Here is a 20422-nt window from a genome sequence, read left to right on the forward strand (position 1 = left end):
CATGGCCGCCCGTCGCCCGCGCCCCGGACGCACCCTCATCATCTTCTTCCTCGGTCTCGCTGTCTGTTATGGACTCGTCGCGCTCGCAGGGAGCTGGAAGCCGAGCCTGGGACTCGACCTGCAGGGCGGAACGCGGATCACGCTGACCGCCGAGAAGGCACCCAGCGCCGAGAACCTCGAAGAAGCCCGTCGGATCATCGACCAGCGGGTGAACGGCTCCGGTGTGGCCGAGGCTGCGGTGACCACCCAGGGCGGCAAGAACATCGTCGTCGAGGTTCCCGGGAAGACGACGAACCGGGCCCAACTCGAGGAGACCGTCAAGCGGCAGGCCCAGCTCCGGTTCCGGCTCGTTGCCTGTTCCGAGCGCAACCCGAGTGGCCCCTGTGCACCGGCCACCGGCGGCCTGAGCCGTGCCCCGCTGTCGCTGGGTGCCGACGAGGAGCCGACTCCGACCCCGACCGCGACGGACACCGCCACCGACACGGCCGATCCGTCTGGCGACCCGACCACGGACCCGTCCGCCGACCCGAGCGCAACGCCCACCGAGACGCCGACGGCGACCGACCCGGGCGGCGACGGCGAGAAGTGGACGGTCAAGGACGACATCGCCTGGTCCCGCGCCCCCGATGCGGACGCGATCGCGGCGTACAACAACTACACCTGCGACGCCAAGGGTGTCCTGTTGACGCTCGACGGCAAGCCGGCCGACCTCCCGGATGTCTGGGACCAGCCTCTCGTTGCCTGCAAGGAGCCCGAGAAGGGCCAGTCCATCAAGTACCTCCTCGGCCGCTCGGTCGTCGAGGGCACCGAACTCGAGGACGCCAGCGCCCAGACGCCCCAGGGTGCCGTCCGCTGGGTCGTGGCCATCGAAATGGGCAACGACAAGAAGAAGGCGCTGCCCAAGGGCTCCGCTGGCGCCTCGACTGACTTCGAAGCCGTCTCGCGTGCCTTCGCCGGTACCGAGGAGCAGTTCGCCGTCGTCCTCGACGGCCTCGTGCTGACGGACCCGGTCATGACCAGCATCATCACCGACGGACGTTCGCAGATCGAGGGCAACTTCACCGAACAGAGCGCGCTCGACCTGGCCAACAGCCTCAAGTTCGGTGCGCTGCCGATCAACTTCGACGACGAGCAGACCTCCGTCGAGGAGATCGGGCCCTCCCTCGCGGGCAACCAGCTCAACGCAGGCATGCTGGCGGGTGCCATCGGCCTCGCGCTGGTGATGCTCTACTGCCTCTTCTACTACCGCGGCCTCGGCCTGGTGGTGGTGAGCTCGCTCTTCGTGGCCGCGAGCGTCACCTACGCGATGGTGCTGCTCCTCAGTGAGACGGCCGGGTTCACGCTGACCCTGCCCGGTATCGCCGGCCTGATCATCGCCGTCGGCATCACCGCGGACTCGTTCGTCATCTTCTTCGAGCGGATCCGTGACGAGATGCGTGAAGGGAAGTCGATGCGCGTCGCCGTGGAGACGGGATGGGCGCGAGCCCGCGTCACCCGCGTGGCGGCCAACACGGTGCAGTTGCTGTCGGCGTTCGTGCTCTACGTCTTCGCCACCGGCGCAGTGAAGGGCTTCGGCTTCGCGCTCGGTCTCACCACCCTGATCGACCTCGCGGTCCTGTTCTGGTTCACCAAGCCACTGGTGTCCTGGCTCGCCCAGTTCAAGGCCTTCAACTCCGGACACAAGCTGTCGGGTCTCAGCAAGGAGACGCTCGGTATGGATGTCGCGCCCGACCGCAAGGTTGCGACCGTGGGAGGTAAGGCCTGATGGGCAAGATGTCCCGACTGGGCAACGACCTCTACCAGGGTCGCAAGTCCTTCAACTTCGTCGCCAAGCCGTGGCTCTGGTACGCCGTTTCGCTCGTGCTGGTCGGCCTCGCCGTGGCCGTGCTCTTCCTCAAGCCGCTCAACATGGGCGTCGAGTTCACCGGTGGTACGACGGTCACGGTCGACGTCGGCGCGGGCAACGCGAACCAGGACGCCGCCGATGACCTCCGCGAGGCCGTGGCCGACTCCGGTATCAAGAACGCCGAGAACCCGACGGTCACCACCGAGGGCAACAAGCGGCTGACGGTTCAGGTCGAGAACCTGTCCGAATCGCAACGGTCCGACATCTCTGACGTCATTCAGAAGAGCTATCCGAACCTCGACCGCGAGACTGACCTGTCCGTCCAGGACATCGGTCCGAGCTGGGGCGAGCAGGTTGCCAAGCGCGCTGCCCTGGGCGTCGTGATCTTCCTGATCCTCGTGGTGCTCTTCATCTGGGCCTACTTCCGCGAGTGGCGGATGTCCGTCGCAGCCTTCATCGCGCTGGTCCACGACGTCCTGCTCACGGTCGGTGTCTACGCCCTGTCCGGTTTCCAGGTCACGCCGGCTGCTGTCACCGGTGTGCTCGCGATCCTCGGCTTCTCGCTCTACGACACGGTCGTCGTGTTCGACAAGATCAAGGAGAACACCCACCAGCTCCGCAAGAAGACGCAGTCGTACTCCGACGCGGCGAACCTCGCGGTCAACCAGACCCTGGTGCGCTCGATCAACACCTCCATCGTGGCGCTCATCCCGATCGGCGCGATCCTCTACGTCAGCGCCGTCCAGCTGGGAGCGAGCTCGCTGCAGGACCTCGCGTTGGCCCAGTTCGTCGGCATGGCGATCGGTGTCTACTCCTCGGTGATGCTGGCGCCTCGCGTGCTGGTGCACCTGAAGATGCAGGAGACCGAGGTCCAGCTCCAGGCCCGGCGCGCGAAGGCCAAGCAGCGCGCCCTGGCCGACAAGTACGCGACGGTGCCCGTCTTCAAGGACGACACCGCTGTCGTCGCCGGCCGCGCGGTCAGCGACGTCGAGGGTGTCGAGGAGCCCGACGAGCTCCGCGAGGACGACGAGCCCGGGCCCGCAGAGACGGCGCGAGGTGCTCGCCCGCAGACCCAGGGTGCCGTCGGCAAGGGACGGGTCGTCCCGGCCTCGACCCGACCGGTCAACGAGAGCGGCGGTGCCGGGCGCAAGCAGCCGGTGCGCCAGCCGCGCTCGAAGCGCGGCAAGAAGTAGGTCCGGTGCCGGACGCGGGTGCACGTGCCGCAGACGTGCTGACCCGGCTGGTGCGGGACGTCCCGGACTACCCCGAACCGGGGATCCTGTTCAAGGACATCACGCCGCTGCTGGCCGACCCCGAAGGCTTCGCGGCCGTCGTGGCCGGTCTCGCAGCGGCGGGTCGTGGGGCTGACGGGCGTCCGGTCGTCGACAAGGTCGTCGGCATGGAGGCGCGGGGCTTCATCCTCGCCGCCCCGGTGGCGCTCGCCCTCGGTGTCGGCTTCGTGCCGGTGCGCAAGGCGGGCAAGCTGCCGGCCGCCACGCACCACGTCTCCTACGAGCTCGAGTACGGCGCCGCCGTACTCGAGATCCATCAGGACGGTCTCGCACCGGGTGACCGGGTGCTGCTCGTCGACGACGTACTCGCCACCGGTGGCACGGCCCGTGCGACGTGCGAGCTCGTTGCTGCATGTGGCGCCGAGGCCGTGGGATTCGCCGTGTTGATGGAGCTCGGATTCCTGCCGGGTCGTGCGGAGCTGGGGAGCCTTCCCGTGACGGCACTCCTGGCCGTCTGAGACCCATACACTGGACGAATGACCGAGGAGCGCACCCCCGCACGCGTGGAACCGCGTGACGACGCTGCGCCCACGTCCGCGTCCACACCTGCGCCCACGACGCCCACGACGCCCACGACGGCGACGCCCGAGCCTGCCACGGCGCGCAGCATGCGTGCGCGGCTCGCCCGCATGGGCAACCGCAACCAGGGCTCGAACCCCGTCCTCGAGCCGTTGTTCCGAGCAGTCCGGACCAACCACCCCAAGGCCGACCTCGCCCTGCTCGAGCGGGCGTACGTCATCGCGGAGCGCCTGCACGCGGACCAGAAGCGCAAGAGCGGCGACCCGTACATCACCCACCCGCTGGCCGTGACCACGATCCTCGCGGGGATCGGCATGACCGAGCCGACGCTCGTCGCGGCGTTGCTGCACGACACGGTCGAGGACACGCCGTACACGCTGGAGGAGTGTCGTCGCGACTTCGGCGACGAGGTGGCGGCGCTCGTCGACGGGGTCACGAAGCTCGACAAGGTCGTCTACGGCGACAGCGCCCAGGCCGAGACCATCCGCAAGATGATCGTCGCGATGTCGCGCGACATCCGGGTCCTGGTCATCAAGCTGGCCGACCGCCTGCACAACATGCGCACGCTGCGCTTCGTGCCGCAGAAGAGCCAGGAGCGCACCGCGCGCGAGACGCTCGACATCTACGCGCCGCTGGCCCACCGGCTTGGCATGAACACGATCAAGTGGGAGCTGGAGGACCTCGCGTTCTCGACCCTCCACCCGAAGATCTACGACGAGATCGTGCGCCTGGTTGCCGAGCGCGCGCCCTCTCGCGACTCGTTCCTGGCCGAGGTGATCACCCAGGTCGAGAAGGACCTGCGCGAGGCGAAGATCAAGGCGACCGTGACCGGACGCCCGAAGCACTACTACTCGATCTACCAGAAGATGATCGTCGGCGGTCGCGACTTCTCCGACATCTACGACCTGGTCGGCATCCGGATCCTCGTCGAGGAGGACCGCGACTGCTACGGGGTCCTCGGTGTGCTGCACTCGCGCTGGAACCCTGTCCTCGGGCGGTTCAAGGACTACGTCGCGATGCCGAAGTTCAACATGTACCAGTCGTTGCACACCTCGGTGATCGGCCCGATGGGCAAGCCGGTGGAGATGCAGATCCGTACCTTCGCCCAGCACCGCCGGGCCGAGTACGGCGTCGCGGCGCACTGGAAGTACAAGGAGGACGGGCGCACCGGCACGGACACCGACAAGCGTGCCGACATGGACGACATGTCGTGGGTGCGCCAGCTCCTCGACTGGCAGAGCGAGGTCGAGGACCCGGGCGAGTTCCTCGAGTCGTTGCGCTTCGAGATCAACCAGACCGAGACGTACGTCTTCACTCCACGTGGCGACGTGATCGCGCTGCCCTCGGGCGCGACCCCCGTGGACTTCGCGTACGCCGTCCACACCGAGGTCGGTCACCGCACCATCGGTGCACGGGTCAACGGGCGGCTCGTCCCCCTCGAATCGACGCTCGAGAACGGCGACGTGATCGAGGTCTTCACGTCCAAGGCCGAAGGAGCCGGGCCTTCCCGCGACTGGCTGAACTTCGTCCGGTCCCCGCGTGCGCGCTCCAAGATCCGCCAGTGGTTCACGAAGGAACGCCGCGAGGAGGCGATCGAGCGCGGCAAGGACGAGATCGGCAAGCTGATGCGCAAGGAGGGCCTGCCCCTCAAGCGCCTGCTCACGCACGACTCGCTCTCGCTGGTCGCCGACGCCTTCCGCCTCGCCGACGTCACCGCGCTCTACGCAGCCGTGGGGGAGAGCAACCTCAGCGCCCAGGCGGTCGTCCGCCGGGTCATCGAGCTGCACGGTGGCGACGAGGGCGCCCAGGAGGACCTCGCCGAGGCCGTCACGATCACCGGCCGCGGCCGCCGTTCACGCCGGCCCTCCAGCGGAGACGCGGGCGTCATGGTCACGGGCGCACCCGATGTCTGGGTGAAGCTGGCGAAGTGCTGCACGCCGGTTCCGCCCGACTCGATCCTGGGCTTCGTCACCAAGGGCGGGGGAGTCTCGGTCCACCGCAAGGACTGCACCAACGCCGGTGACCTGCTCGGCCAGCCCGAGAAGGTCGTCGAGGTCGAGTGGGCACCGACCGGCCAGTCGACCTTCCTGGTCAACATCCAGGTCGAAGCGCTCGACCGCTCGCGGCTGCTGTCCGACATCACGATGGCGCTCTCGGATGCCCACGTGAACATCCTGTCGGCGAACCTCACCACCTCCCGCGACCGGGTCGCGAAGTCCCGGTTCACCTTCGAGATGGCCGATGCCAAGCACCTCGACACCGTGCTGAACGCCGTACGCACCGTCCCCGGCGTCTTCGACGCCTACCGCGTCACCCAGTAGCGCGCGCGGGCGCTGCAGGAATCCCCGGGCGCCCGGGGATTCCTGCGCGGGATGGGGTTTGCAAACCCCATTTGGCGCAGGAAGTGCCTCCGCATGGGGGAGTTCACGCTCGTATCCACAGGTGCGCGGACGCCAGGTGTAGGCGCCCGGCGCCGCGGGGCAGAGGCTGGTCATGTATCTCGAACCAGACGATCCCTGCATGACGGACATCGCGTTGCGCAGCGAGTTGATCGCGCTCGGTCAGACCGACCGCAGCATTGCCCGCTCCCTGCGGAACGGTTGGTTGGCGAGACCCCGACGCGGTGCCTACGTCGACGGGAACGTCTGGGCCGGTCTGGCGACCGAAGGGCAGTACGCCGTCCGCGTTCGCGCCGCCGTACGGCAAGCCCGAGCTGACGTCGTCCCGAGCCACACTTCGGCGTTGCCGTTCCTGGACGCCCCGGTCTTTCACATGTCACTCCAAGACGTTCACCTGACACGAAAGGATGGACGTGCTGGGCGCCACGAAGCCGGGATCCAGCAGCATCGAGGGACTTTGCTCGACGGCGACGTCGTTACGGTCAACGGCATGGAGGTCACGGCCCCAATGCGCGCGACCCTGGAGGTAGCCACACTGGCCCCGGTCGAGTCCAGCCTGGTCGTACTCAACCACTTCCTGCACCGTGGCGACTTCACGGGTCAACAGATCCGTGAACGATACGAATGCGGCATGGACGGATGGGCGAACTCCCTCAACACCGACCTCCTTCTTCGCCTGGGCGACCGGCGGATCGAGTCGGTTGGGGAATCGCGGACGTACTACTTCCTTTGGCGTCATCATTTCCCAGCTCCCGAGCCGCAGTTCGAGGTGTACGACGGCGCGACGCTATTGGCCTACCTGGACTTCGCGTTCCCCGAGCTGGGCATCTGGCTCGAGTTCGACGGCAAGGTCAAGTACGTGAAGTACCTCCGGCCGGGGGAGACAGTCCTGGACGCGATCCTCCGCGAAAGGACTCGTGAGAATCGGATCGCTGAACTGACGGGCTGGCGGTGCATCCGAATCACCTGGGCTGACCTCGCGGACCCTGCGGCGTTGGAGCGCCGCATTCGTGGAGTGATTGCCGCGGTCGCATCCGCGCGGCGAGCGAGCTGACGCGTCACACCTGGCACACAGGTCACACCGCGCGGTCAGTTCCTGCGCCGGTCGGGCGTTGCAACCCCCATCAGGGGCAGGAATCCCCGGGCGCCCGGGGATTCCTGCACTTCCATCAGCGGTAGTCGGCCGACGCCTTCTTCGCCATGTCCAGGAACGACCGACGCCCTTCGAGGTTCTCCTCGAGGTCGCGGATCTTCTTGGCGTCACCCTTGGCGCGAGCGGCTTCGAGCTTGGCCTCGGCCTCGGCGATGGCGGCTTCGAGCTTGGACACCATGTCGTCGGCGCGAGCCGACTTCTCGGGGTCGGACTTGCGCCACTGGTCGTCCTCGGCCTTGCGGATGGTCTGCTCGATGGCACGCATGCGTCCCTCGAGGTCCTTGATCCGGTCGCGGGGCACCTTGCCGGCCTCGTCCCAGCGGTCGGCGACCAGGCGGAAGGCGGCCTTGGCGGCTGCGACGTCACCGGTCTCGGCGAGCGGGGCGAGCACGGCCTCGGCCTCGACGAGCAGCGCCTCCTTGACCTCTGCGTTGGCTGCGAACTCGGTGTCGAGGGCGGCGTTGGCTGCGTCGCGAGCCCCGAAGAAGGAGTCCTGTGCGCCACGGAAGCGCTGCCAGAGCTTGTCGTCGACGTTCTTGGGCGCCGGACCGGCGTTCTTCCAGTCGCGCATCAGGTCGCGGTACTTGCCCGACGTCGGACCCCAGTCGGTGGAGCTGGCCAGGGCCTCGGCCTCGGCGACGAGGCGCTCCTTGACGACCCGGGCGCCCTCGCGCTTCTCGTCCTGCTCGGCGAAGTGCCCCTTGCGTGCCTTCGTGTACGCCGACCGCGCGGTCGAGAAGCGCTTCCAGAGTGCGTCGTCGGCGGCCTTGTCGATGCGGGGGAGCTGCTTCCACTGGTCGAGGAGCTCACGCAGCCGGTTGGCGCCGTTGCGCCAGTCGCGGCCGCTGGCGATCTTCTCGGCTTCGAGCGCGAGCTTCTCCTTCTGCTCGCGTGCCTCGGTGGCCTTCTGCGCCTTGACGGCCTTGCGGGCCTCGCGCTGGATGGCGATCACCGGGCCGAGCTCGTCGAGCCTTCGCCCGAGCAGCGCGAGGTCTCCCACGGCATGGATGTCGGCGAGCTGGTCGCGCACGAGCTTCACCGAGGAGACGGCTTCCTCGGGGGACAGGACCCCCGAGATCACTCTCTTGTGGAGCAGGTCCACCTCGAGCGCGATCGCGTCATAGCGCTTCGTGTAGAAGGCCAGGGCTTCCTCGGGAGGCACGTCGGGAACCTGCCCGACCGCACGTTCGCCATCGGATGTCTTCACATAGACGGTGCCGTCGTCAGCAACGCGGCCCCAGTCGGAGGTAGTCACAGTGGGCCATGCTAGTGCCGAACCCTCAGGCCGATAGGCTGGGTCGGTGCTCATCGCTGCCTTCCCCGCTGGACCGTGGGGCACCAATTGCTATGTCGCGGCCACCGGACCGGGCGCTGAGTGCATCGTGATCGACCCGGGCAAGGACGCCGCGAGCGGTGTCGCCGACGTGGTCCGCGAGCACAACCTCAAGCCGGTTGCGGTCCTGCTGACCCACGGGCACATCGACCACATGTGGTCGGTCACCCCCGTCGCGGGTGCGTACGACGCCACGGCATGGATCCACCCGGACGACCGGCACCTGCTCGCCGACCCGATGTCGGGCATGTCGGCCGAGACCGCGGGCATGCTGCTCGGCGGCAAGTACGAGTTCGTCGAGCCCGACCGGGTTGCCGAGCTCGCTGACGGCGCCGCGCTCGAGCTCGCAGGACTCCAGGTGGTCGTGGACCACACGCCCGGGCACACGGCTGGCTCGGTCACCTTCCGGACGCCGTACGGCGAGCAGGACATCTCGGAGCTGATGTTCTCCGGCGACCTGTTGTTCCAGGGCTCGATCGGCCGGACCGACCTGCCGGGCGGCGATCATGCCGCCATGCTCCGCTCGCTCGCCTCGAAGGTGCTGCCGTTGGCCGACGACATCGTCGTGCTGCCGGGCCATGGCGAGCAGACGTCCATCGGTCGCGAGCGCGCGACCAACCCCTTCCTGCAGGACCTGCTCGACTCGGGCTCCGCGGGCCGAGTGACCAGAGGTCTGTAGTTCCATGGCAAAGCCGACCCCGCTCAGCGGGTTTCCCGAGTTCCTGCCTGCGCAGCGCCACGTCGAGCAGGAGGTCGTCGCGACGCTGGCGCGCACCTTCGAGCTGCACGGCTTCGCGAACATCGAGACCCGTGCGGTCGAGCCGCTCGACCAGCTGCTGCGCAAGGGGGACACCTCCAAGGAGGTCTACGTCCTCAAGCGCCTCCACGACGAGGCGGGCAAGGACGCCGGCATCGGCCTGCACTTCGACCTGACGGTGCCGTTCGCGCGCTACGTGCTGGAGAACGCCGGCAAGCTGGAGTTCCCGTTCCGCCGCTACCAGATCCAGAAGGTGTGGCGGGGTGAGCGGCCCCAGGAGGGTCGCTTCCGCGAGTTCACGCAGGCCGACATCGACATCGTCGGGCGCGACGACCTGCCGTTCCACCACGACGTCGAGGTCGCCCGGGTCATGCTCGAGGCCCTCTCGCGCCTCGACTTCCTGCCCGGCTTCCGGCTCCAGGTCAACAACCGCAAGCTGATCCAGGGCTTCTACGCCGGAATGGGCATCTCCACGGAAGGCATCGACGAGGTGATGCGCCTCGTCGACAAGCTCGACAAGCTGGAGCCCGCGAAGGTCCGCGAGCTGCTGCTCACCGACGCGGGCGTCACCGAGGAACAGGCTGACAAGGCCCTCGCGCTGGCCACGATCCGCACCACCGACGACTCCTTCGTCGACCGGGTGCGGGACCTCGGCGTCAAGGGCGAGCTCCTCGAGGAGGGCCTCGACGAGCTCGCGACGCTCGTCCGCGCGTGCGCTCCTCTGGCGACGGAATCGGTCAGGATCGAGGCCGACCTCTCGATCGCCCGGGGCCTCGACTACTACACCGGGACGGTGTTCGAGACCCGCCTCGACGGCTACGAGTCGCTCGGCTCCATCTGCTCGGGGGGCCGTTACGACGCCCTCGCCAACGACGGTCGTACGACGTACCCCGGTGTCGGCATCTCGCTGGGTGTCAGTCGCGTCCTGGTGCCCCTGGTCCAGCGGGGCCTGCTGACCTCGGACCGTTCGGTGCCGAGCGTCGTCCTGGTCGCCCTCGCCAACGAGGACGCACGCAGCGAGGCCGATGCCACGGCAACCGCCCTGCGTGCGCAGGGCATTGCGTGCGAGGTGGCACCCACCGCCGCGAAGTTCGGCAAGCAGATCCGTCACGCCGAGCGGCGTGGCATCCCGTACGTCTGGTTCTCCTCGACCTCCGAGGACGGCACCGTCACGCACGAGGTCAAGGACATCCGCGACGGAAACCAGGTCGCAGCCGACCCGGCGACGTGGCAACCTCCGAGCCAGGACCTGCGCCCGCAGGTCGTGGCCATCTCCACCGACACCAGCACTGACACCAGCACTGACACCAGCACTGACACCAGCACCGCCTCATCCATCGAAAAGGAACTCTCGTGATCCGCACCCAGGACGCCGGCGCACTCCGCGCCGAGCACGTCGGCCAGACCGTCACCCTTGCCGGGTGGGTGGCCAACAGGCGCGATCACGGCGGTGTGGCCTTCATCGACCTCCGCGAGTCGAGTGGCATCGTCCAGGTCGTCATCCGTGACGAGGCCGTCGCGCACAGCCTGCGTGCGGAGTTCTGCCTCAAGGTCACCGGCGAGGTCGTCGCCCGGATCGAGGGCAACGAGAACCCCAACCTGCCCACCGGTGCGATCGAGGTCGTCGCGACCGAGGTCGAGGTGCTGAACCCGGCCGCGCCCCTGCCGTTCCCGATCAGCGACCACGTCGACGTCGGCGAGGAGGTGCGCCTCAAGCACCGTTACCTCGACCTGCGTCGTAGTGGCCCTGCGCACGCCCTCCGCCTGCGCAGCAAGGTCAACAAGGCCGCCCGCGACGTCCTGGACCAGCACGGCTTCGTCGAGGTCGAGACGCCCACCCTGACCCGCTCGACGCCCGAGGGTGCGCGGGACTTCCTGGTGCCGGCACGCCTTGCCCCGGGCAGCTGGTACGCCCTTCCGCAGAGCCCGCAGCTGTTCAAGCAGCTGCTCATGGTGGGCGGTCTCGAGCGCTACTACCAGATCGCCCGTTGTTACCGCGACGAGGACTTCCGCGCCGACCGGCAGCCCGAGTTCACCCAGCTCGACATCGAGCTGAGCTTCGCCGACCAGGAGGACGTCATCGCCCTCATGGAGGACGTGCTCGCTGCGATGTGGGATCAGATCGGCTACGACATCCCGCGCCCCATCCCTCGCATGACGTACGCCGACGCGATGGCCCGGTTCGGGTCCGACAAGCCGGACCTGCGGATGGGCAACGAGCTCGTCGACTGCACGGAGTACTTCAAGGAGACGACCTTCCGCGTCTTCCAGGCCGAGTACGTCGGTGCGGTCGTGATGCCCGGTGGCGCGAGCCAGCCGCGCAAGAAGCTCGACGCGTGGCAGGAGTGGGCCAAGCAGCGCGGTGCCAAGGGACTGGCCTACGTGCTCGTCACCGAGGACGGCTCGCTCGGCGGCCCGGTGGCGAAGAACCTCTCCGAGGCCGAGCAGGCGGGCCTCGCGGCCCACGTCGGCGCGGAGCCGGGGGACTGCATCTTCTTCGGTGCCGGTGCCACGAAGTCCAGCCGCGCCCTGTTGGGTGCCGCACGCCTGGAGATCGGTCGTCGCTGCGACCTCATCGACGAGGACGCCTTCGCGTTCACGTGGGTGGTCGACGCCCCGATGTTCGAACCGGCCTCGGACGCGGTTGCCTCCGGTGACGTCGCTGTCGGTGCCGGTGCCTGGACGGCCGTGCACCACGCCTTCACGGGTCCCAAGCCGGAGTTCGCCGACACCTTCGACACCGACCCCGGCAGCGCGCTGGCCTACGCCTACGACATCGTCTGCAACGGCAGCGAGCTCGGGGGTGGATCGATCCGGATCCACCGTGAGGACGTCCAGAAGCGCGTCTTCTCGGTGATGGGGATCAGCGAGGAGGACGCCCAGGAGAAGTTCGGGTTCCTGCTCGACGCCTTCAAGTTCGGCGCACCCCCGCACGGCGGCATCGCTGTCGGCATGGACCGGATCGTCGCCATGCTGGCCAAGGTCGACTCGATTCGCGAGGTGATCGCGTTCCCGAAGTCCGGTGGCGGCTACGACCCGTTGACGGCTGCTCCTGCGCCGATCACGGCCGAACAGCGCAAGGAAGCCGGTGTGGACGCCCGTCCGGAGGACGAAACCAAGTCCTGACCGTTCGGGCCGGAAGGATTTTCCGGTGGGTCGAGACCAAACCGTTACCGCGTCGCTATCGCTTTGGCGCAACGTGAGCACCTAATGTCGCTCGCGGTGCCGACATCGGACGGCACTGAACGGGATGGCTCACAACGTCCCGTTGGCGGCGAGCAACGGGACGTAGAGGTGACATGACCACCACGGTGAGCAACCTCGAGAGCGAGGGTCTGCCCGACCCCACCGGACATCCGGACGAGATGGATCGCGGCAAGGTCGAGGGCAAGTCACCGACACGACTCGCCATCGAGCGGTTCCGCAAGGACCGGCTCTCGATGGTGTCGTTCATCATCGTGGCGCTCTACATCCTCGGTGGGATCCTCGCCCCGTTCCTGGTGAAGTTCGGCCTGCTCGACCCGACCAGCTACCACCAGGACCTGCTCAACGAGTTCACCCTTCCGGAGGGTCCGCTCGGCGGCATCAGCTGGAAGCACCCGTTGGGGGTGGAGCCCGGCACCGGCCGCGACGTCATGTCCCGGGTCTGGCTCGGTACGACGCTGTCGCTCACGATCGCTCTCATCGCGAGCCTCCTCGCGATGGCCATCGGGACGGTCCTGGGCATCATCGCGGGCTTCACCGGCGGCCTGACCGACGGTGTCATCGGTCGACTGATCGACCTGACCCTCTCGTTCCCCTCGACGCTGATGCTGCTGGCCCTGTCGGCGCCGATGTATGCGCTGCTCACCAAGAACTTCCACGTGCCCGAGGGCGACCTGGCGTGGGCGACGTACGTCGTCGTCTTCCTGGCGATCTTCGGCTGGCCGCCCATTGCGCGGCTGATCCGCGGACAGGTGCTGTCGATCCGCGAGCGCGAGTTCGTGCACGCGGCGACCCTGTTCGGCGCCTCGAGGTTCCGGATGTACTTCAAGGAGATCCTGCCGAACCTGTGGGCGCCGCTGCTGGTGTCCTTCACGTTGCTGCTGCCGGCCTACATCTCGGCCGAAGCGGCGCTCAGCTACCTCGGCGTCAGCATCAAGCCGCCCACGCCGACCCTGGGCAACGTGCTGCGCGACTCGCTCAACTACGCGGAGTTCGACTTCGTGTACTTCTTCTCGCCTGCTTTCGCCATCGCTCTGATCGTCGTCTGCTTCAACCTGCTCGGCGACGGTCTGCGTGATGCCCTCGACCCGAAGTCCAACCGCTGAACCCACGATCTTCGACGGCAGGTCGCCGCCGAATGTGCCGCCGCCAGGCGCGTACACATTGAAGGAGAATTCATGGCCAACACTCGAAAGCGGCTGCTCGCGGCGTCCGCTACGGCTGCCTTGGTGGTCTCTCTCGCCGCCTGTGGCGGCGGAGACAGCGACGACAACGACTCGTCGGACACGAAAGCCACGAAGGGCGGGACGCTGACCTACCTGCTCGCCAGCCCGATGGGTCACACCGACCCCCACCGGGTCTACGTCGGCCGCGACATCAGCAACCTCAGCCGTACCGTCTACCGGCAGCTCGTCACCTTCCCGACCGCGACCGACCTCGAGACCGCCAACACGCCGGTCGCCGACCTCGCGACCGACACGGGTACCTCCAGCGACGGCGGCAAGGTCTGGAAGTTCACCGTCAAGGACGGCGTGACCTGGCAGGACGGCAAGGACATCACGTGTGAGGACTTCAAGTACGGAGCCTCGCGTGCGTTCGCCAACGACGTCATCACCGGTGGCCCGAACTACCTCCTGAGCTACCTCGACATCCCCGCGGATGCCGAGGGTGCCCCGGTCTACAAGGGTCCCTACACCGACAAGGGCCAGGCGGACTTCGACAAGGCCGTCACCTGCGACGGCAAGACCATCACGTACAACTTCAAGAAGGCGTGGCCGGACTTCCCGCTCGCCATCGCGGCGCTGCACATGCTGGACCCGTACCGCGCCGACCTCGACAAGGGTGAGGGCTCCAACTTCGAGATCTTCTCGAACGGCCCGTACATGCTCGAGGGCAAGTGGGACGAGAACAAGGGCGGCACGCTCGTTCGCAACCCGGAGTACGACCCCTCGACGGACTCCACGGACAACCGTCAGGCCAACCCGGACAAGATCATCTTCGACATCGGCAAGACCCCGGAGACGATCAACCAGCTGCTGATCCAGGACAGCGCCGAGGTCCAGGCCGCTGTCACCGGCACGCGTGTCCTGCCGCAGTTCATCGCCAAGGCCGTGGGCCTCAAGGACCGCTACCAGAACGTCGAGTCTCCGTACGTCGACTACCTGGTGCCGAACACCAAGCGACTCTCGCTGGAGGTTCGTGAGGCGCTTGCAACCGCCACGAACGTCGAGGCGTGGATCACCGCTGGTGGTGGCGAGAAGTTCTACAAGAAGGCCGACTCGATCGTGAACCCGGTCGTCCCGGGCTACCAGGCGGTCGAGCAGTTCAAGGACCTGGGCGCCGGTGACCCCGACGCTGCCAAGAAGATCCTTGAAGGTGCAGGCGTCAAGCTGCCGTACAAGCTCAAGTTCACGTACGACGGTGCCTCGGAGACGGCTGACAAGCAGGCTGCCGCGCTCAAGGAGACGTGGGACAAGTCGGGCTTCGACGTCACGCTGAACCCGCTGACCGACGCCTACTACCCGACCATCCAGGACCCCAACGCTGACTCGGACGTCACGTGGGCCGGTTGGGGTGCTGACTGGCCGTCGGCACTGACGGTCACCGCGCCGCTGTTCGACAGCCGGATCAACCTCACGCCGTCGTCCAACAACCAGGACTACGGCAACTACAAGAGCGACGAGTTCAACGCGCTCGTCGACGAGGCGCAGGCTGCCGGCACGCTCGAGGAGCAGACGGAAGCGCTCCAGAAGGCCGACGCGGTTCTCGGCAAGGACTACGCCTACGTCCCGCTCGAGATCTCGCTGTTCAACTGGGTGCACGGGTCGAAGGTCAACTTCGCCACCACCCCGGCCTCCAACGGGTTCGCGGACCTGGGGCTGATCAGCGTCAAGTGATTCACCCGGTGGGTGAGGAGTCCAGGTGGCTCCTCACCCACCACCGGGATGCTCGTTCCTGAGCACACCCACACCACCGCGCAGCCGGATGGACCCGGACTGACTCAGTCCGTGTCCATCCGGCCGCCGGAGTGGCCTCCATCTGTCTCGGGGCCCTCACCGTTCCATCGCCACCGACCCCTGAGGTGATTCCCGCATGCTGGCCTACGTCATCCGCCGCATCTTCGTCGGCGTCGCGATGCTCCTGGCGATGAGCCTGGTGACGTTCACGCTGTTCTTCGCCTCGCCCGTCGACCCGGCGCAGTACGCCTGTGGCAAGAACTGCTCGCCCGTCCAGCGCGAGCAGGCCCGCAAGGCGCTCGGTTACCCCTCGCGGGGTGAGGGCGTCTGGGAGAGCAACATCAAGGGCCCCGCCGAGATGTGGGGCACGTTCGCCAAGGGCATCGTCAAGGGTCGCCAGTTCCCGGCGGACGAAGAGCTCCGCAAGGCCGCGCCCGAGAACGTCGTCGACTGCGCCGCTCCCTGCTTCGGCTACTCGACCTACAGCATCAGGACCGTCAACGAGATGGTGGGCGAAGCCCTGCCCGTCACCTTCTCCATCGCCCTGGCCGCCGTGATCCTCTGGATCTTCTTCGGCGTCCTGATCGGCGTCCTGGCGGCAGTGACCAAGGGATCGTTCCTCGATCGCGGCATCGTCGGCACGTCCCTGTTCCTCTACGCCTTCCCCTCGTTCTTCATCGGCACCTTCCTGCTGACGTACATCTCGATCAAGTGGAGCCTGTACCCGCTGCCGTCCTACACGTCGATCGCGGACGGCGGGGTGGGCACCTGGGCCTCGAACCTGTTGCTCCCTGCGGTGACCCTGGCCATGCTCTACATGGCCGGCTACGTCCGGATGACGCGCGCGTTCGTCCTCGAGTCGCAGGCGGAGGACTATGTCCGCACGGCGCGGGCGAAGGGGCTCGCGACGCGGAAGGTGTTGTTCAAGCACGCGCTCCGCGCCGCTCTGACGCCGCTGGTCACCATGGCCGGCCTCGACTTCGCCAGCGTCCTGGGCGGCGCGATCATCACCGAGTCGATCTTCAACTTCAACGGTCTCGGCAAGCTCGCCGTCTCGGCGAACACCAACTACGACCTGCCCGTCCTGATCGGGATCGTGCTGATCGCGGGCGCGTTCGTGATCACCGCCAACATCATCGTCGACATCCTCTATGCATTCATCGACCCGCGGGTGCGGGTCGGCTAGGAGACGCCTCCATTGAGCACCGCGCCCACGCCGTACCTGTCGGTCCAGGACCTCAAGGTCCATTTCCCGACACCTGACGGCATCGTCAAGGCGACCGACGGCCTTTCCTTCGACCTCGAGCGGGGAAAAACTCTCGGCATCGTCGGCGAATCCGGTTCCGGCAAGTCGGTGTCCAGCTCGGCGATCCTCGGGCTGCACCGGGGGAGCAGCGCCCAGGTCAGCGGCCACATCCTGCTCGACGGCGTCGACCTGCTGGAGCTGAGCAACGAGGACATGCGCAAGATGCGCGGTCGCGACGTCTCCATGATCTTCCAGGACCCGCTGTCGGCCATGCACCCGTACTACACGGTCGGCAACCAGCTGGTCGAGGCGTACCGCGTGCACAACAAGGTCACGAAGAAGGAGGCGCGTGCCCGCGCCGTCGAGATGCTCGACCGGGTCGGCATCCCCAACCCGGACAAGCGGATCGGTGACTACCCGCATCAGTTCTCGGGCGGCATGCGGCAGCGCGCCATGATCGCGATGGGCCTGATCAACGACCCCGGTCTGCTGATCGCCGACGAGCCGACCACGGCGCTCGACGTGACGGTGCAGGCGCAGATCCTCGACCTGCTGCAGGACCTGCAGCGCGAGTTCAACTCCGCGGTCATCATCATCACCCACGACCTGGGTGTGGTGGCCGAGATGGCCGACGACGTCCTGGTGATGTACGCCGGCCGTGCGGTCGAGCACGGTCCCTGCAAGGAGATCCTCACGCACCCGGAGATGCCCTACACCTGGGGTCTGCTCTCCAGCGTGCCGGACGTGTCGGGTGACACCAACGCTCGCCTGTTGCCGATCCCCGGCAGCCCGCCGAGCCTGCTGAACCCGCCGACGGGATGCGCGTTCCACCCGCGCTGCCTGCACCGCGACAAGGTGCCCGGCGACCTGTGCCGCACCGAGCTGCCTCCGCTGGTGGTCGGCACCCGGATCGGATCGCACCTCAAGAGGTGCCACCTGAGCGACCCGGACAGCATCTACGAGTCCGAGGTGCTCCCGGAGATCGCCCCGGACCTGGTGGACGAAATTGTTGCTGACAAGGCAACGGACAATGCAGCGGACGATGCAGAAGGTGCCCGATGACGTTCGAGGAATATGTGCCCGGTGCGGCGGACGACCACGAGCCGGCCACGATGGCCGACATGCTGACCGTCGCGGGGAACGCCGCGGCGGTCGCGCCGGTCGGAGCGGCTCCGATCCTCGAGGTCGACAAGCTGCGGATGTACTTCCCGGTCAAGTCGCCCGGACTCCTTCGTCGCACCGTCGGGCACGTGCAGGCCGTCGACGGTGTCTCCTTCCAGGTTGTCGAAGGCGGGTCGCTCGGCCTGGTCGGTGAGTCCGGCTGCGGCAAGTCGACGACCGGTCGCTTGATCACCCGCCTCTACACGCCGACCTCCGGGGCGATTCGCTTCCAGGGTGAGGACATCGCCCACGCCAAGGCGCGCCAGCTGAAGCCGTTGCGTCGCGACATCCAGATGATCTTCCAGGACCCGTACACCTCGCTGAACCCGCGCCACACGGTCGGCGCGATCATCGGCGCACCCCTGGCGATCCACAAGATCCTGCCGAAGAAGCAGATCCTTCCCCGGGTCCAGGAACTGCTCGAGATCGTGGGTCTGAACCCCGAGCACTACAACCGTTACCCGCACGAGTTCTCGGGTGGTCAGCGGCAGCGGATCGGCATCGCCCGTTCCCTGACGCTCCAGCCGAAGCTCCTCGTCGCCGACGAGCCGGTCTCCGCGCTGGACGTGTCGATCCAGGCGCAGGTCGTGAACCTGCTCCAGGACATCCAGCGTGAGTTCGGCGTCGCCTTCCTGTTCATCGCGCACGACCTGGCCGTGGTCCGGCACTTCTGCCCCGAGGTCGCGGTGATGTACCTCGGCAAGATCGTCGAGATCGGCGACCGTGACTCGATCTACAACAACGCGCACCACCCCTACACGCAGGCGCTGCTCTCCGCGGTGCCGGACGTCCGTCAGGCGGCGACCGGAGGTCGGCGTGAGCGGATCCGCCTGGAGGGCGACGTCCCGAGCCCGATCGATCCGCCGTCGGGTTGCCGGTTCCGCACGCGTTGCCCGATCGCCCAGGAGATCTGCGCGCGACACGAGCCGCCGCTGCTGCAGATCGGCCAGCGTCACAAGGTGGCCTGCCACTTCCCGGGACGCCTCGGGGAGGCGCCGCGCGAGCCGCTCACCTCGGGCCTGCTCGGTGTGGACCGCGAAGGCCGCCCGGACCCGGGCGCCAGCCCGAGCACCGACCTGGTCGAGCAGCCCGGCTTCGCCGACACCTGGTTCGACCTCGACAAGAAGACGATCGGCAGGGTCTGAGCCGGTCCTGATTCGGGCTGTCGGTCCGGAGCCGTAGGCTGCAGTCGTGAGTGAACCGGGTCTGTTCGACGTGCCCGGACGTGCACCCACGTCCGGCGGGTCGCTCTCCGACGCGACCCACGCCGCCGCGCCGCTGGCCGTGCGGATGCGTCCGCGCGACCTCGATGAGCTGGTCGGGCAGGCACACCTTCGAGCCCCGGGCTCGCCGTTGAGGCAGCTGGTCGAGGGTGACCAGTCGCTGTCCCTGCTGTTGTGGGGACCGCCGGGCACGGGCAAGACGACGATCGCCTCGATCATCAGCCAGCAGACAGGCCGCAGGTTCGTCGAGGTCTCCGCGGTCTCGGCCGGTGTGAAGGACGTGCGTGAGGCGATCTCGGCAGCCCGCGCGAGCCTGGTCGCGACGGGGGAGGAGACGGTCCTCTTCGTCGACGAGGTGCACCGGTTCAGCAAGGCCCAGCAGGACGCCCTGCTCCCGGGGGTCGAGAACCGCTGGGTGACGCTGGTCGCCGCGACCACCGAGAACCCGTCCTTCAGCGTGATCTCGCCGCTGCTCTCGCGCAGCCTGTTGCTGCGGCTCCAGCCGTTGACCGATGACGACATCGTGGCGGTCATCGACGCCGCGGTGAAGGACGAGCGAGGCCTTGCGGGCCGGTTCGTGCTCGACGACGACGCTCGTGCCCACATCGTGCGGCTCGCCGGCGGGGACGCGCGGCGGTCGCTGACCTACCTCGAGGCGGCGGCGGGCGCAGCGGTGGCGAAGGGTCTCGACGCGATCGACCTGGCGACTGCCGAGACGGCAGCCGACCAGGCGGCCGTGCGCTACGACCGCGACGGCGACCAGCACTACGACGTGATCAGCGCGTTCATCAAGTCGATCCGGGGCTCCGACGCCGACGCCGCCCTTCACTACCTCGCGCGGATGATGGAGGCGGGCGAGGACCCCCGGTTCATCGCCCGAAGGCTGATCATCCTGGCCAGCGAGGACATCGGCCTCGCCGACCCGACAGCGCTGCCGACCGCGGTCGCCGCGGCGCAGGCAGTGCAGCTGATCGGTATGCCCGAGGCACGGCTCAACCTGGCGCAGGCGGTGATTGCCCTGGCCGTCGCGCCCAAGTCCAACGCCGTCATCGTGGCGGTGGACGAGGCGATCAGCGACGTGCGGAGGGGCAAGATCGGCGCCGTACCGCCCCACCTGCGCGACGCCCACTACGCAGGCGCGGAGCGCCTCGGGCACGGCAAGGGATACAAGTACAGCCACGACGCGCCGTTCGGGGTCGCCGAGCAGCAGTACGCCCCTGATGTGATCGGTGACACGCGCTACTACCGTCCGACCGAGCTCGGAGCCGAGTCTGCCGTCAAGCAACGGTGGGAGCGGGTCCGGAGACTCATCCGCGGCAAGTAGGCTTGCCC

The 20422-nt window shown here is 67.8% G+C and carries 15 protein-coding genes; 14 read left to right on the forward strand and 1 reads right to left on the reverse strand.

The annotated features are described in order from the left end of the window. The first annotated feature begins 1 nt into the window (after window position 1). The 5 genes from secD to ASD84_RS14420 all read left to right on the forward strand — a co-directional run bounded on the left by secD (window position 2) and on the right by ASD84_RS14420 (window position 7110). A complete protein-coding gene (gene secD / locus ASD84_RS14400) occupies window positions 2–1765 on the forward strand; it encodes a protein translocase subunit SecD (RefSeq protein WP_056711672.1) in 1764 nt (587 codons plus the stop codon). Further along, entirely contained in the window at window positions 1765–3039 is a 1275-nt protein-coding gene (gene secF / locus ASD84_RS14405) for a protein translocase subunit SecF (protein ID WP_056711675.1), read from the forward strand. The genes secD and secF overlap by 1 nt, the downstream gene beginning before the upstream one ends. Window positions 3040–3044: 5 nt before the next feature. After that, a complete protein-coding gene (locus tag ASD84_RS14410) occupies window positions 3045–3596 on the forward strand; it encodes an adenine phosphoribosyltransferase (protein WP_056711677.1) in 552 nt (183 codons plus the stop codon). Between the two features lie 150 nt (window positions 3597–3746). Further along, the gene (locus ASD84_RS14415) at window positions 3747–5978 is read left to right on the forward strand and encodes a RelA/SpoT family protein (protein ID WP_056712263.1); all 2232 of its coding nucleotides are present in this window, start codon (window positions 3747–3749) and stop codon (window positions 5976–5978) included. Window positions 5979–6177: 199 nt separating this feature from the next. Continuing rightward, complete coding sequence (locus ASD84_RS14420) at window positions 6178–7110, forward strand: hypothetical protein (RefSeq protein WP_056711679.1); 933 nt, start codon at window positions 6178–6180, stop codon at window positions 7108–7110. A 115-nt stretch (window positions 7111–7225) separates the two neighbouring features. On the opposite strand, the gene ASD84_RS14425 is transcribed toward ASD84_RS14420, so the two are convergent. Further along, a complete protein-coding gene (locus ASD84_RS14425) occupies window positions 7226–8464 on the reverse strand; it encodes a DUF349 domain-containing protein (protein WP_056711681.1) in 1239 nt (412 codons plus the stop codon). Window positions 8465–8510: 46 nt separating this feature from the next. Between ASD84_RS14425 and ASD84_RS14430 the strand changes: the two genes are divergently transcribed. The 9 genes from ASD84_RS14430 (at window position 8511) to ASD84_RS14470 (ending at window position 20414) form a co-directional block, all read left to right on the forward strand. Continuing rightward, the gene (locus ASD84_RS14430) at window positions 8511–9221 is read left to right on the forward strand and encodes an MBL fold metallo-hydrolase (protein ID WP_056711683.1); all 711 of its coding nucleotides are present in this window, start codon (window positions 8511–8513) and stop codon (window positions 9219–9221) included. 4 nt (window positions 9222–9225) lie between these two features. Then, entirely contained in the window at window positions 9226–10656 is a 1431-nt protein-coding gene (hisS, locus tag ASD84_RS14435; protein WP_056711685.1) for a histidine--tRNA ligase, read from the forward strand. Further along, window positions 10653–12425: an aspartate--tRNA ligase gene (gene aspS / locus ASD84_RS14440; RefSeq protein WP_056711687.1), complete on the forward strand. Its 1773-nt coding sequence runs from the start codon at window positions 10653–10655 to the stop codon at window positions 12423–12425. The genes hisS and aspS overlap by 4 nt, the downstream gene beginning before the upstream one ends. Window positions 12426–12598: 173 nt before the next feature. Continuing rightward, entirely contained in the window at window positions 12599–13609 is a 1011-nt protein-coding gene (locus tag ASD84_RS14445) for an ABC transporter permease (RefSeq protein ID WP_056711689.1), read from the forward strand. Window positions 13610–13681: 72 nt separating this feature from the next. Continuing rightward, window positions 13682–15400 (forward strand): ABC transporter substrate-binding protein, encoded by a 1719-nt coding sequence (locus tag ASD84_RS14450; protein WP_056711691.1) that lies wholly within the window; start codon window positions 13682–13684, stop codon window positions 15398–15400. Between the two features lie 196 nt (window positions 15401–15596). Continuing rightward, window positions 15597–16646 (forward strand): ABC transporter permease, encoded by a 1050-nt coding sequence (locus tag ASD84_RS14455; RefSeq protein WP_056711693.1) that lies wholly within the window; start codon window positions 15597–15599, stop codon window positions 16644–16646. 12 nt (window positions 16647–16658) lie between these two features. After that, the gene (locus tag ASD84_RS14460) at window positions 16659–17768 is read left to right on the forward strand and encodes an ABC transporter ATP-binding protein (protein WP_056711695.1); all 1110 of its coding nucleotides are present in this window, start codon (window positions 16659–16661) and stop codon (window positions 17766–17768) included. 59 nt (window positions 17769–17827) lie between these two features. Beyond that, the gene (locus ASD84_RS14465; protein WP_235531133.1) at window positions 17828–19012 is read left to right on the forward strand and encodes a dipeptide ABC transporter ATP-binding protein; all 1185 of its coding nucleotides are present in this window, start codon (window positions 17828–17830) and stop codon (window positions 19010–19012) included. Window positions 19013–19058: 46 nt separating this feature from the next. Next, entirely contained in the window at window positions 19059–20414 is a 1356-nt protein-coding gene (locus tag ASD84_RS14470; protein WP_056711697.1) for a replication-associated recombination protein A, read from the forward strand. Window positions 20415–20422: the final 8 nt, after the last annotated feature.

Source organism: Nocardioides sp. Root682 (assembly GCF_001427795.1).
In the GTDB taxonomy this organism is placed as follows: Bacteria; Actinomycetota; Actinomycetes; order Propionibacteriales; family Nocardioidaceae; genus Nocardioides.